Annotated in this window: 13 protein-coding genes; 4 read left to right on the forward strand and 9 right to left on the reverse strand. The window is 67.1% G+C overall.

Features of this window, described 5'->3' with window-relative positions; all coding sequences use genetic code 11:
- Window positions 1-29 precede the first annotated feature (29 nt).
- Genes manB through rfbD form a run of 3 tightly spaced genes read right to left on the reverse strand, consistent with a single transcriptional unit; the run spans window position 30 to window position 2,882 of the window.
- On the reverse strand, window positions 30-1,109 hold the full coding sequence (gene manB / locus AC4ELH_RS14715) for a mannose-1-phosphate guanylyltransferase (protein WP_064886448.1): 1,080 nt from the start codon (window positions 1,107-1,109) through the stop codon (window positions 30-32).
- Window position 1,110: 1 nt separating this feature from the next.
- Complete coding sequence (locus tag AC4ELH_RS14720; protein ID WP_064886449.1) at window positions 1,111-2,001, reverse strand: glycosyltransferase family 2 protein; 891 nt, start codon at window positions 1,999-2,001, stop codon at window positions 1,111-1,113.
- Complete coding sequence (rfbD, locus tag AC4ELH_RS14725) at window positions 1,998-2,882, reverse strand: dTDP-4-dehydrorhamnose reductase (RefSeq protein ID WP_448442557.1); 885 nt, start codon at window positions 2,880-2,882, stop codon at window positions 1,998-2,000. Before rfbD ends, AC4ELH_RS14720 begins: the two co-directional genes overlap by 4 nt.
- A 67-nt stretch (window positions 2,883-2,949) precedes the next feature.
- On the opposite strand from rfbD, the gene AC4ELH_RS14730 reads away from it, so the two are divergent.
- Complete coding sequence (locus tag AC4ELH_RS14730; protein WP_448442555.1) at window positions 2,950-4,437, forward strand: LCP family glycopolymer transferase; 1,488 nt, start codon at window positions 2,950-2,952, stop codon at window positions 4,435-4,437.
- Window positions 4,438-4,462: 25 nt separating this feature from the next.
- Window positions 4,463-5,167 (forward strand): TIGR03089 family protein, encoded by a 705-nt coding sequence (locus AC4ELH_RS14735; RefSeq protein WP_498885136.1) that lies wholly within the window; start codon window positions 4,463-4,465, stop codon window positions 5,165-5,167.
- 86 nt (window positions 5,168-5,253) lie between these two features.
- On the opposite strand, the gene AC4ELH_RS14740 is transcribed toward AC4ELH_RS14735, so the two are convergent.
- Complete coding sequence (locus AC4ELH_RS14740) at window positions 5,254-6,423, reverse strand: acyl-CoA dehydrogenase (RefSeq protein WP_055111946.1); 1,170 nt, start codon at window positions 6,421-6,423, stop codon at window positions 5,254-5,256.
- A gap of 136 nt (window positions 6,424-6,559) precedes the next feature.
- Between AC4ELH_RS14740 and AC4ELH_RS14745 the strand changes: the two genes are divergently transcribed.
- Entirely contained in the window at window positions 6,560-7,216 is a 657-nt protein-coding gene (locus tag AC4ELH_RS14745) for a TetR/AcrR family transcriptional regulator (protein WP_064886499.1), read from the forward strand.
- A gap of 15 nt (window positions 7,217-7,231) precedes the next feature.
- Here the strand turns inward: AC4ELH_RS14745 and purE are convergent, their stop codons facing one another.
- Together purE and AC4ELH_RS14755 are read right to left on the reverse strand one after the other, a co-directional pair.
- A complete protein-coding gene (purE, locus tag AC4ELH_RS14750; protein ID WP_082963521.1) occupies window positions 7,232-7,741 on the reverse strand; it encodes a 5-(carboxyamino)imidazole ribonucleotide mutase in 510 nt (169 codons plus the stop codon).
- Window positions 7,728-8,960 (reverse strand): 5-(carboxyamino)imidazole ribonucleotide synthase, encoded by a 1,233-nt coding sequence (locus tag AC4ELH_RS14755; protein WP_498885139.1) that lies wholly within the window; start codon window positions 8,958-8,960, stop codon window positions 7,728-7,730. Before AC4ELH_RS14755 ends, purE begins: the two co-directional genes overlap by 14 nt.
- Before the next feature lie 114 nt (window positions 8,961-9,074).
- Between AC4ELH_RS14755 and AC4ELH_RS14760 the strand changes: the two genes are divergently transcribed.
- Window positions 9,075-9,764, forward strand: a complete 690-nt coding sequence (locus tag AC4ELH_RS14760; RefSeq protein ID WP_064886453.1) for a GtrA family protein — start codon at window positions 9,075-9,077, stop codon at window positions 9,762-9,764.
- A 25-nt stretch (window positions 9,765-9,789) separates the two neighbouring features.
- Here the strand turns inward: AC4ELH_RS14760 and AC4ELH_RS14765 are convergent, their stop codons facing one another.
- From AC4ELH_RS14765 to AC4ELH_RS14775, 3 genes are all read right to left on the reverse strand, one after another.
- Window positions 9,790-10,476: an AI-2E family transporter gene (locus AC4ELH_RS14765; RefSeq protein WP_498885141.1), complete on the reverse strand. Its 687-nt coding sequence runs from the start codon at window positions 10,474-10,476 to the stop codon at window positions 9,790-9,792.
- Between the two features lie 10 nt (window positions 10,477-10,486).
- Window positions 10,487-10,660 carry a CsbD family protein gene (locus AC4ELH_RS14770; protein ID WP_064959548.1) on the reverse strand — a complete coding sequence of 58 codons (174 nt, stop codon included), beginning with the start codon at window positions 10,658-10,660 and terminating at the stop codon, window positions 10,487-10,489.
- A gap of 110 nt (window positions 10,661-10,770) precedes the next feature.
- Window positions 10,771-11,391 (reverse strand): SAM-dependent methyltransferase, encoded by a 621-nt coding sequence (locus AC4ELH_RS14775; protein WP_064959549.1) that lies wholly within the window; start codon window positions 11,389-11,391, stop codon window positions 10,771-10,773.
- Window positions 11,392-11,402 lie beyond the last annotated feature (11 nt).

Consider the following 11,402-nt stretch of genomic DNA (forward strand, 5'->3'; position numbering starts at 1 on the left):
AGCGCAGTTTCGGCACAGTAGCCGCGATCTCAGACGTCGGTGGAGTACCGGATGCCGCCGTCGGGGATGGACACCCCGGGCCACACCCTGGCACCGCGCAACAGTTCGCAGCGCGCACCGATGTCGGCACCGTCGCCGATCACGCCGTCGCGGATCAGTGCGCGCGGACCGATACGGGCACCGAAGCCCACGATCGAACGTTCAATCACCGCACCGGCTTCCACGCGCACCCCGTCGAAGATCACCGCGCCGTCGAGGCGGGCGCCCGCACCGATCTCGGCTCCGCGGCCCACCACGGTGCCGCCGATCAGCAAGGCGCCCGGCGCGACCGCCGCACCTTCGTGGACCAGTGACTCACCACGCTGGCCGTTGAGCGCCGGCGACGGCGCGATGCCACGAACCAGATCGGCAGAGCCGCGGACGAAATCGTCCGGCGTGCCCATGTCCCGCCAATACGAGGCGTCCACATACCCGCACATCTTCAGTCCGCGGGAGAGCACCTCGGGGAAGATCTCGCGCTCGACCGACAGGGCCCGCCCGCGCGGGATCTCGTCGATCACGTTGCGGTTGAACACATAACAGCCCGCATTGATCTGGTCGGTCGGCGGATCCTGGGTCTTCTCGAGGAACGCGGTCACGAACCCGTCGGCATCGGTGGGCACGCAGCCGAACGCCCGCGGATCGCTGACGCGCACCAGATGCAGCGTGACGTCGGCCTGGTGGGTGTCATGGGACTGGAGCAACGCGCCGAGATCGGCCGCCGACAGCACGTCACCGTTGAACACCATGGCCGTGTCGTAGCGCAGCTTGTCGGCCACGTTGGCGATGGCGCCACCGGTGCCGAGGGCCTCGGTCTCGGTGACGTATTCGATCTCCAGCCCCAGATCCGAGCCGTTACCGAAAGCTTCCTCGAAAACCTCGGCCTTGTACGAGGTGCCCATCACGACATGTTTGATGCCGGCCACCGCGATCCGGGCCAGCAGATGGGTCAGGAACGGCACGCCCGCCGTCGGCAACATCGGCTTGGGCGCCGAGAGGGTCAGCGGCCGCAGCCTGGTGCCTCGTCCACCGACGAGGACGACGGCGTCCACCTCCGCGGGATTGATCACGTCAGTGCCCTTTCGCCTGTTTACGTCGTGAACTACCGACCACCAGGCCCGCACGTGCTGCCAGCGCGCCCCGAATTGTCCACCGTAACGGCGCCTGCCAGGGCGCCGGGTATCGATCAGCCAAGAAAGTGTAGGTACTGCGGTGATGGGCGGCCAAGTTGCGCGCCGGGTCACGGCCGGTGGAGTGCCCCTTGTGGTGCAGCACCTCCGCCGTCGGGACGTAGACGTTCTGCCAGCCGGCGCGGGCGATCCGGTCACCGAGGTCGACGTCTTCCATATACATGAAGTAGCGCTCGTCGAACCCGCCGACCGCGTCGAAGGCGGCCCGGCGCATCAGCAGGCAGGAACCGGACAGCCAGCCGACCTCGCGCTCACTCGGGTCCTGCCGGTCCTGGCGGTAGGCCGCCGTCCACGGATTCGACTTCCAGAACGGGCCCACCACGGCATGCATGCCGCCACGGACCAGGCTCGGCTGATGGCGCGCCGACGGGTACACGGAACCGTCGGGATCGCGGACCAACGGTCCGAGCGCCCCCGCGCGCGGCCACCTCTTCGCCGCGTCGAGCAGCAGGTCGATCGAACGTGGGCCCCACTGCACGTCGGGGTTGGCGACGATGAAAAATTCCGGGCACTCCGCATCCGAGATCTGCTCGGCGCCGCGGTTGACGGCGCTGCCGTAACCCAGATTGCTGCCGGTTCGGAGCAGGCGCACGTTCGGGTAGCGCTTCTCGGCCTGCTCGGGTGCGCCATCCGTTGAACCGTTGTCAGCCATCACGACCGTCACCGGACGGTCGGTGGCCAGGGCGAGGGAGGCCAGGAAACGGTCCAGGTGTCGACCCGGCGAGTACGTCACCGTCACCACCACGAGCGGGCGGGCCGCATCCTCAGTCACGGCGTAGAGGGTAGCGGGCCGGACGGGCTCTCTTTTCCAACCGCTGCTGCCAGGGCTTCCCGCCAATCGCGCAGCGGGGTCAGGCCCGCTTCGGCGGATCGGCGCGCGGACAAGACTGTGTAGGCCGGGCGCGGCGCGGGCCGCGGGTGACGGTCACTCCCGACCGGCCGGACCCGCTCCGGATCGGCACCGACGGCCACGAAGGTCTCTCGCGCCTGGTCGAACCGGCTGGCCGACCCCGCGTTGGCGGCATGCAACACGCCGGGTCGCACACCGCCGTCGGCGATCTGCAGCAGAGCCGTCACCAGGTCGCCGGTGTAGGTCGGTGACCCGATCTGGTCGGCGACCACATCCACGGGGCCGTCGCCGGCGGCCAGCCGGCGCATGGTCGCCACGAAGTCTTTCCCGTCGCCACCGCGGTACACCCATGCCGTGCGAACGACGTACGCATCGGGTTTGGCGGTCAGCACCGCCTGTTCCCCGGCCAGCTTGGTCTGGCCGTAGATGTTGACCGGCCCGGTGGGGTCGTCGACCTCATAGGGGGTGCGACGCTGCGCCGAGGCGCCGAATACATAGTCGGTGGAGATGTGCACCAGCGCGGCACCGGCGCCGGCACACGCCGTAGCGAGGTTGCCCGGGCCCACGACATTGACCGCGTGGGCCCGGTCCTGGTCGGTTTCTGCGGCGTCCACCTGCGTGTATGCCGCACAGTTGATCACCACATCGCCGGACTCGACGAACCCTCGCACTGTGTCGACGTTGGTGATATCACAATCGGCAGAGGTCAGGGCCAGCACGTCACGACCCTCACGACGTCCCTGATCAGCCAATACGCGGCCGACCATGCCGCCGGCCCCGGTGATCACAATCCGTTGCGCCATGCGACCGAGTCTGGCACGCCGGTCCGCGTTACCCGGCTCACGTCCAGGCCGCAAGTAGCCTGGGCACGTGCGCATCCCCCTCCTTCGCTCCCTTGCTGTCGCCACGGCGTCGGCCGTGGTGCTCGGAACAGGGGTGGCCTGGTCCCAGATCCGCTCGTTCGAATCCGGCATCAACCACATCAGCTCGGCGGCGCTCGGCGGCGGCGGTGAGGACGGCGCCATCGACATCCTGCTGGTCGGGATGGACAGCCGCACCGACGCCCACGGCAACCCGCTGTCGCAGGAAGAGCTGGACACCCTGCGCGCCGGTGACGACGTCTCGACCAATACCGACACCATCATCCTGATCCGCATCCCCAACAACGGGAAGTCGGCCACCGCCATCTCCATCCCTCGCGATTCGTACGTCGAAGCACCGGGCTGGGGAAAGATGAAGATCAACGGCGTGTTCGGGGACGTCAAGCTCGACCGCATGAAGCAGCTCGTCGAGGTCGAGGGCGAGGATCCGGCGGTCGCCGAGCCCAAGGCCACCGAAGCCGCTCGCGAGGAGCTCATCCAGACGGTCGCCTCGTTGACCGGCGTCACCGTGGACCATTACGCCGAAATCGGACTACTCGGCTTCGCGCTGATCACCGATGCCCTGGGCGGCGTCAATGTCTGCCTCAAAGATGCTGTCTACGAACCGCTCTCCGGTGCCGATTTTCCCGCCGGCTGGCAGAAACTCAACGGCCCGCAGGCACTGAGCTTCGTTCGGCAACGTCATGACCTGCCGCGCGGCGACCTCGACCGGGTGACCCGCCAGCAGTCGGTGATGGCGTCGCTGGCCCATGAGGTGATCTCCAGCAAGACGCTGTCCAGCCCGGGAACGCTGGGTCGGCTGCAGGATGCCGTGCAGCGCTCGGTGGTGATCTCCGACGGCTGGGACATCATGAATTTCGTCGAACAGCTGCAGAAGCTTGCAGCCGGCAGCGTGGCGTTCGCCACCATCCCGATCCTGCGTGAGGACGGCTGGAGCGACGACGGCATGCAGAGCGTCGTCCGGGTGGATCCCGACGAGGTCCACCAGTGGGTGTCGAGCCTGCTGCAGGACCAGGACCAGGGCAAGACCGAACAACTCAGCTACTCACCGGAGAACACCACCGTCGAGGTGGTCAACGGCACCGACATCAACGGCCTGGCGGCCGCGGTGTCACAGGTACTGGGCAACAAGGGATTCGTGCCCGGTGCCACCGGTAACCACGAGGGCGCCCCGCCCGCGTCCAGCCAGGTGCTGGCCGCCAAGAGCGATGACCTCGGCGCCCAGGCGGTGTCCAAGGATCTCGGCGGGCTGCCGGTGAACGAGGATTCGTCGCTGCCACCCGGTGCGGTACGGGTGGTCCTGGCCGCGGATTACACCGGCCCCGGCTCCGACGGCATGGATCCGACCTCAGGCGCGGGCATCGTGGATCCGGCCGCGGCCGGCGACAGTTACAGCGATACCGGCGAACAGACCCCGCCACCACCGCCGTCGCCGATCCTCAATGCAGGTTCGGACGATCCCAAGTGCGTGAACTGATCGTCCTCGAGTAAAACCAGAGGCTATGAGCACAGTCAGCGCTGCGATCCTGGATCCGTTGTTGGCCGCGGACCCGGCAGGCCCACGGATCACCTACTACGACGACGCGACTGGTGAGCGCATCGAGTTGTCGGCGGTGACCATGGCCAACTGGGCCGCCAAGACCGCCAACCTGCTGCGCGACGAGATGGGCGCCGGCCCGGGAACCCGGGTGGCGGTGCTGCTGCCCGCTCACTGGCAGACGGCCGCGGCGCTGTTCGGGATCTGGTGGATCGGCAGTGAAGTAGTGCTGGACGGGGACGCTGACATGGCTCTGTGCACGCGGGACCGGCTCGACGAGGCCGACGACGCGGTGTCCGGAGGCGAGGTTGCAGTGCTGTCGCTGGACCCGTTCGGCAAGCCGGCGCCCGATCTGCCGATCGGGGTCACCGACTACGCCACCGCGGTGCGGGTCCACGGTGATCAGATCGTGCCCGAGCGGGTTCCGGGCCCGGCCCTGGCCGGGCGATCGGTGTCCGAGGTATTGGAAGCGGCCAGAAATTCCGCTGCCGCACAGGGTTTCACCGCCGACGACCGAGTGCTCTCGAGCGCGGCGTGGGCCACTCCAGACGAGCTCGTCGCGAATCTGATCGCAGTGTTCGCCACCGGGGCGTCACTCGTGCAGGTAGCCAATCCCGATGTGGACGCACAGGAACGGCGTCGCACCACGGAGAAAGTCACCCGCGGCTAGATCAACGTGCCCCGAACAGCCCGATGGCCAGTTACCGCACGGTCTTTCGATGAAAGCGTGCGCCAACTGGCCACTGGGCGTCGGAACTACTTCAGCAGGGCGCGGCTCATGACCACGCGCTGAATCTGATTGGTGCCTTCGTAGATCTGGGTGATCTTGGCGTCACGCATCATGCGCTCGACCGGGAAGTCCACGGTGTAACCGGCGCCGCCGAACAGCTGCACCGCATCGGTGGTGACCTCCATGGCCACATCCGAGGCCAGGCACTTGCTCGCCGCCGAGATGAAGCCGAGGTTGCCCTCGCCGCGCTCGGCGCGTGCCGCGGCCGAGTACACCATCAACCGCGCGGCCTCCACCTTCATGGCCATGTCGGCGAGCATGAACTGCACGCCCTGGTTGTCACTGACCGGACGGCCGAACTGCTTGCGGTCCTTGGTGTAGGCGATCGCCGCGTCCAACGCACCCTGAGCGATACCGACGGCTTGCGCGCCGATGGTCGGGCGCGTGTGGTCCAGTGTGGCCAGCGCGGTCTTGAACCCGGTGCCGGGATCGCCGATGATCCGGTCCCCCGGAACGCGGCAGTTCTCGAAATACAACTCGGTCGTCGGGCTGCCCTTGATGCCGAGCTTGCGCTCCTTGGGGCCGACGACGAAGCCCTCGTCGTCCTTGTGGACCATGAACGCCGAGATGCCGTTGGCGCCCTTGTCGGGGTCGGTCACCGCCATGACGGTGTACCAGGTCGACTTGCCGCCGTTGGTGATCCAGCACTTGGTGCCGTTGAGGATCCAGCCGTCACCGTCGGCCTTGGCGCGGGTCCGCATGCCGGCGGCGTCGCTGCCCGCCTCGCGCTCGGACAGCGCGTAGGACGCCATCGCCTCACCCGAGGCGAGCGACGGCAGCACCTGCTTCTTCAGCTCATCCGAGCCGCGCAGGATCAGACCCATGGTGCCCAGCTTGTTGACCGCCGGGATCAGCGACGCCGAGCAATCCACCCGGGCCACTTCCTCGATCACGATGCAGGCCGCGACCGAGTCCGCTCCCTGGCCGCCGTACTCCTCCGGCACGTGAATCGCGTTGAAACCCGAGGCGTTCAGGGCCTGCAGGGCTTCTTCCGGGAAACGCGCATTCTCGTCGACGTCGGCAGCGTGCGGGGCGATTTCCTTCTCCGCCAGCGCCCGAATCGCCGCCCGAAGCTCCTGATGCTCCTCCGGCAGCTGAAACAGATCGAATGATGGGTTACCGGCCCAACCAGCCATGATCTTCTCCTTCGCTTTCAGCCCTTGGCTCTCTTGGTTTCCATCGTTGCCCGGACTGCACATCGAGTACATCGCCCTGCTACTTTTGGTACCCAGTACCATAGCATCGGCACTCAGTACCATGAAAGGTGCACTCATGCCCGACCTGCCAAGTACCCGGGAGCGCCTGGTGAGCGCGGCATTCGAGCTGTTCGAGGAGCGTGGATACGAGGCCACCAGCGTCGACGACATCGCGACACGGGCGGGGGTGGGACGCACCACTGCGTTCCGTCAGTTCGGGTCGAAAGAGGCGTTGATCTTTCCCGATCACGAGGCGCTGCTACGCCGCGCAGACGAGAGATTGTCGGCAACGCCGGCCGAAGCGCTCCCCGCCGAGGTCATCGCGGTGGCGACCACCTCGGTCTTCGAGAACTATCTCGCCGAGGGCGAGCGTGCCCGGACGCGGTACCGGCTCACCCGCTCGGTACCTGCCCTGCGCGACTTCGAAACAGCCGTGGTGTCGCGGTATGTCCGGCTGTTCACCAAACACCTTCGGACCTCGCAGACCGAGGATTGGACGGCGGGCCTGCGCGCCGAACTGTTCGCCAACGCCGTCGTCGCCGCACACAACCATGTTCTGCGCCGGTGGTTGCGGGGCGATGTGACCAACCCGCGGTCAGACCTGGCCGAGGCGCTGGCCGCCACCTGGCCGATCTACCGGGGCGGTAGCGGCCGCACCGCCGTTGTGGTGATGTCGACCGATGAACCGGTCGAGTCCCTGACGTCTCGTATTCGCGAGCTCATCGGGGATTGACTCACCCTCGCCCGGTCAGCCCAGCAGGCGATCGCGCAGGGCGGCGTCCTTCTCCAACACCATGGTTTCCAGATCCGCCTGGAATTTCACCATCCGGGCCTGCAGTGCGGGATCTGACGAACCGAGGATTCGTACGGCCAGCAAGCCCGCATTGCGTGCTCCGCCAATGGAAACCGTGGCCACCGGCACCCCGGCCGGCATCTGCACGATCGACAGCAGCGAGTCCATGCCGTCGAGACGGGCCAGCGGCACCGGGACGCCGATGACCGGAAGCGGTGTCGCGGACGCCACCATGCCGGGTAGGTGCGCCGCGCCACCCGCTCCGGCGATGATCACCTCGATCCCCCGGTCTGCGGCGGTCTTGGCGTAGTCGAGCATCCGCTGCGGGGTGCGGTGCGCGGAGACGACACCGACCTCGAACGGCACCTCGAACTCTGCGAGGGCGGTGGCCGCGTCGGACATCACCGACCAGTCACTGTCGCTGCCCATGATGAGGCCAACCCTGGGGCCGTTACTCTGCGCCATGTTCATCCCATCCGTCGGTCCACTCGCCGTGCGACAACCAGTGCGCCGCGCGCACCGCACGCTCGCGAAGTTCATCCATATCCGTGCCGATGATGTTGACGTGTCCGAGTTTGCGTCCGGGCCGCTCGCCCTTGCCGTACAGGTGCACCTTCGCGTCGGGGATCCGCGCGAAGAGGTGGTGCAGGCGCTCGTCCATCGACATCGCCGGTGTCTCCGGAGCCCCCAGCACGTTGGCCATCACCGCGGCCGGGGCAATCGCAGCGGTGTCACCCAACGGGTAGTCCAGCACGGCCCGCAGGTGCTGCTCGAACTGGCTGGTGACCGCGCCGTCCATGGTCCAGTGCCCGGAGTTGTGCGGCCGCATCGCCAACTCGTTGACCAGCAGCGTGCCGTCGACCGTCTCGAACAACTCGACCGCCAGCACCCCGACGACGCCGAGTTCGTTCGCCACTCGCAGGCCGAGTTCCTGTGCGGCCGAGCCGAGTTCGTCGGACAGTCCGGGAGCCGGGGCGTACACCTCGACGCAGATACCGTTGCGTTGCACGGTTTCGACGACGGGCCAGGCCGCCCCCTGTCCGAACGGCGAGCGCGCCACCAGCGCGGCCAGTTCCCGGCGCATCGCGACACGTTCCTCGGCCAGTACCGGTACCCCGTCGGCCAGGTAGCCGGCCACGACCTCGCGCGCGGTCGCCACGTCGTCGGCCATCACCACGCCCTTGCCGTCGTAGCCGCCGCGCACCGTCTTGATCACCACCGGGCCGTCGATCTCCCGCACGAATTCCTCGACGTCGGCGACCGAGGTGATCTCGGCGAAGCGCGGCACCGGGACACCCAGGCTGTGCAGCTTGCGACGCATGAGCAGCTTGTCCTGGGCGTGCACGAGCGCCTGCGGCGGCGGGTTGACCGTGATGCCTTCGGCCACGAGTGTGTCCAGGTGTTCGGTGGGCACGTGCTCGTGGTCGAACGTCAACACCGTGGCGCCGTCCGCCGCCCGGCGCAGCGCGTCCAGGTCGGTGTGAGAGCCGATGACGACATCGGGAGTGACCTGCGCGGCCGATTCGTCCGGTCCGGCGGACAGCACCCGCAGGGTCTGCCCCAGCGCGACGGCCGCCTGGTGGGTCATCCTCGCGAGCTGGCCGCCGCCGATCATCACCACTGTCGGATTCCGCCTGCTCACGGGCGAAGGCGGCTTCTGGGGAGTTGTCGGCACGCACTCCATGGTGTCATGCGCGAATTCATGACTTCGTCATGACCGGCGCATTGACCTGCGGTTAAGGTCCGGGGGCCGCAACGATGCGGCATCTGACGGGGCATTTACGTACACTGCCTAGTTGTGTCCTTTGCCGATGCGACAATCGCTCGATTGCCGCGGTTCGTCCGTCCCTACGCCGAGCGGCATCACGAGCTGATCAAGTTCGCGATCGTCGGCGCGACGACGTTTGTCATCGATTCGGCCATTTTCTACACCCTCAAACTCACGGTGCTGGAACCCAAACCAGTCACCGCCAAGATCATCGCCGGCATTGTCGCGGTCATCGCCTCCTACATCCTCAACCGGGAGTGGAGCTTCCAGAACCGCGGCGGCCGCGAGCGCCACCACGAGGCCTTGCTGTTCTTCGCGTTCAGCGGCGTGGGCGTGCTGCTGTCGATGCTTCCGCTGTATTTCTCCAGCTATGTGCTCGGCCTTCGGGTTCCCGAGGTCTCACTGACTGTGGAGAACATCGCCGACTTCATCTCGGCCTACATTCTGGGCAACCTGCTTCAGATGGCCTTCCGGTTCTGGGCGTTCCGCCGTTGGGTGTTCCCCGACGAGTTCGTCGATAAGCCCGACCTGGCACTGGAGTCCACACTCACCGGCGGTGGCTTCGCCGAAGCGCTGGAGAACCATTCCGAACTCCACAAGCCCGCGACCGTGACGCCGCTGCGCACGCGCGGATCAGACGGGGTCCTCCGGCGGCCGGGCCGTCGCTCGAAGGCGCGTCAACTCGGTGACTCATCGGACCCCGTGTCGAAGAGTTCCTGACATCTCGGCCCCGACGTCAGACCGGTCATCGACGGTCGAGCTGTGGGAAGAGCGTCTCGCGCGCCAGTAGCACCAGCACGATGACCGCCCCGCTGACCGCGCCGACGACGATTTTCCCGGCACCGACGATGCCACCGGCCAAGGCGGAAGCGTTTCCGCCCGCGAGTGCACCATTGAGCTTGTCCTGCAGGTGGAATCGGCCGTCGAGCTGGTCGACGATCGGGTATCGGTGCTGCAGGTCATGCAGGTAGTCGGGAGCGTTGTGGACGAGTGCGCTGCCCTGGGTGACCAGAGGCGGAATCGCGGCCGCCACGAACCCCGCGATCATGAGGATCGCCGCCAAGAACACCACCGTCACCGCCGCCCAGCGCGGGATCCGGTGGCGCACCAACCAGGACACGGCAGGCTCAAGGCCGATCGCGACGAACCCGGCGACGACGATGAGGATCACCGCCCCGCGCGCAGCGATCAGCAGCTCGATGCCGCCGTAGGTGACAGCCACCCCCGCCGCGCCGGCCATGCCGATCATGAAGGGCGAAGCGCGGTTGAAACGAGGCCCCGCCTCGCCCAGCGGGTGGGCCGGCGAACTGATCTGCGCCGCGCCCTTCTCCGCAGCGACGATCACGTCACCCTCGGCCTCCGTGTGAGGTTGACCGACGGATTTGTCGTGGGCCGCGTCGGCACCGGCGGCCGATGCATCACGGCCAGACATCGTCGTGGGGTCAGTCCTTGAAGACGTCCTTGATCTTCTCCCCGGCCTGCTTCACGTTGCCTTTGGCCTGGTCCTTGTGCCCCTCGGCCTCGGTGTCCCTGTCTCCGGTGGCCTGACCGACCTTCTCCTTGGCCTTTCCTGCGAGCTCTTCGGCCTTGTTCTTGGCCTTGTCGACGGCGCTCATGTGTTTCTCCTTCAAACCGGCTTGGCCACGGGTTCGCGGCACGGGAATGACATAGCGCGGGAACGAGATTCGTCGCGCAGTCACGCATCGGATACCCAACCCGGCGATATCTAACCCTTCTCTGGAGATCCGCGATCAGCTCCCGGCACACCATTGCGCGCAGCGACGGACGCAGCACTGTGGGTGTCGAAGACCTCGATGACCACGTCGCGGTCGCGGTAGCCGCCGATCGAAATGAGACCCGGCGTCGCCCCGATGACCCGGTTGGCCTGATCACCACTGAGCGGATAGTCGGCGACCTCGTGACGCCAGTGCGCCGCTATCACCGTCGCACCGCGGGCCAACTGCGGACACTCCCGGCGGAGCAGCTCAGCCAGCAATTCCTCGTCCAGGTAGTACGCCACTTCAGAAAGCACAAGTAGGTCGAAAGGCCCTGGCGGCCAAGGATCGTCGAGAGATCCACGGGTCAGGGTGACGCGGTCCCGCGTCCCGTCACGGTCATCGGCACGCAATCGGACGTCGGCGATCTGTAGCGCGGACGCCGCCACATCCATTGCGGTGACGTGATCGCAGCGTCCGGCGAGCAGGGCGGTGAGGGTGCCGATCGAGCAACCCGGCTCGAAGGCATGCCGATAGCGCCGGTACGGCAACATCGACAGAGTGATCGCGTACTTGCGTTGCTCATACCAGCGGGTCGCCAGCTGCCATGGGTCGGCCGAGGCCGCGTACATGCGGTCGAAGT

The organism is Mycobacterium shunyiense (assembly GCF_058270075.1).

What these genes read in the sequence shown, in the direction of transcription:
- rfbD (WP_448442557.1), bottom strand. Translation starts at nt 2,882, where the DNA reads ATGGCGCAACGGATTGTGATCACCGGGGCCGGCGGCATGGTCGGCCGC.
- AC4ELH_RS14735 (WP_498885136.1), top strand. Translation starts at nt 4,463, where the DNA reads ATGAGCACAGTCAGCGCTGCGATCCTGGATCCGTTGTTGGCCGCGGAC.
- AC4ELH_RS14740 (WP_055111946.1), bottom strand. Translation starts at nt 6,423, where the DNA reads ATGGCTGGTTGGGCCGGTAACCCATCATTCGATCTGTTTCAGCTGCCG.
- AC4ELH_RS14745 (WP_064886499.1), top strand. Translation starts at nt 6,560, where the DNA reads ATGCCCGACCTGCCAAGTACCCGGGAGCGCCTGGTGAGCGCGGCATTC.
- purE (WP_082963521.1), bottom strand. Translation starts at nt 7,741, where the DNA reads ATGGCGCAGAGTAACGGCCCCAGGGTTGGCCTCATCATGGGCAGCGAC.
- AC4ELH_RS14755 (WP_498885139.1), bottom strand. Translation starts at nt 8,960, where the DNA reads ATGGAGTGCGTGCCGACAACTCCCCAGAAGCCGCCTTCGCCCGTGAGC.
- AC4ELH_RS14765 (WP_498885141.1), bottom strand. Translation starts at nt 10,476, where the DNA reads ATGTCTGGCCGTGATGCATCGGCCGCCGGTGCCGACGCGGCCCACGAC.
- AC4ELH_RS14770 (WP_064959548.1), bottom strand. Translation starts at nt 10,660, where the DNA reads ATGAGCGCCGTCGACAAGGCCAAGAACAAGGCCGAAGAGCTCGCAGGA.
- AC4ELH_RS14775 (WP_064959549.1), bottom strand. Translation starts at nt 11,391, where the DNA reads ATGTACGCGGCCTCGGCCGACCCATGGCAGCTGGCGACCCGCTGGTAT.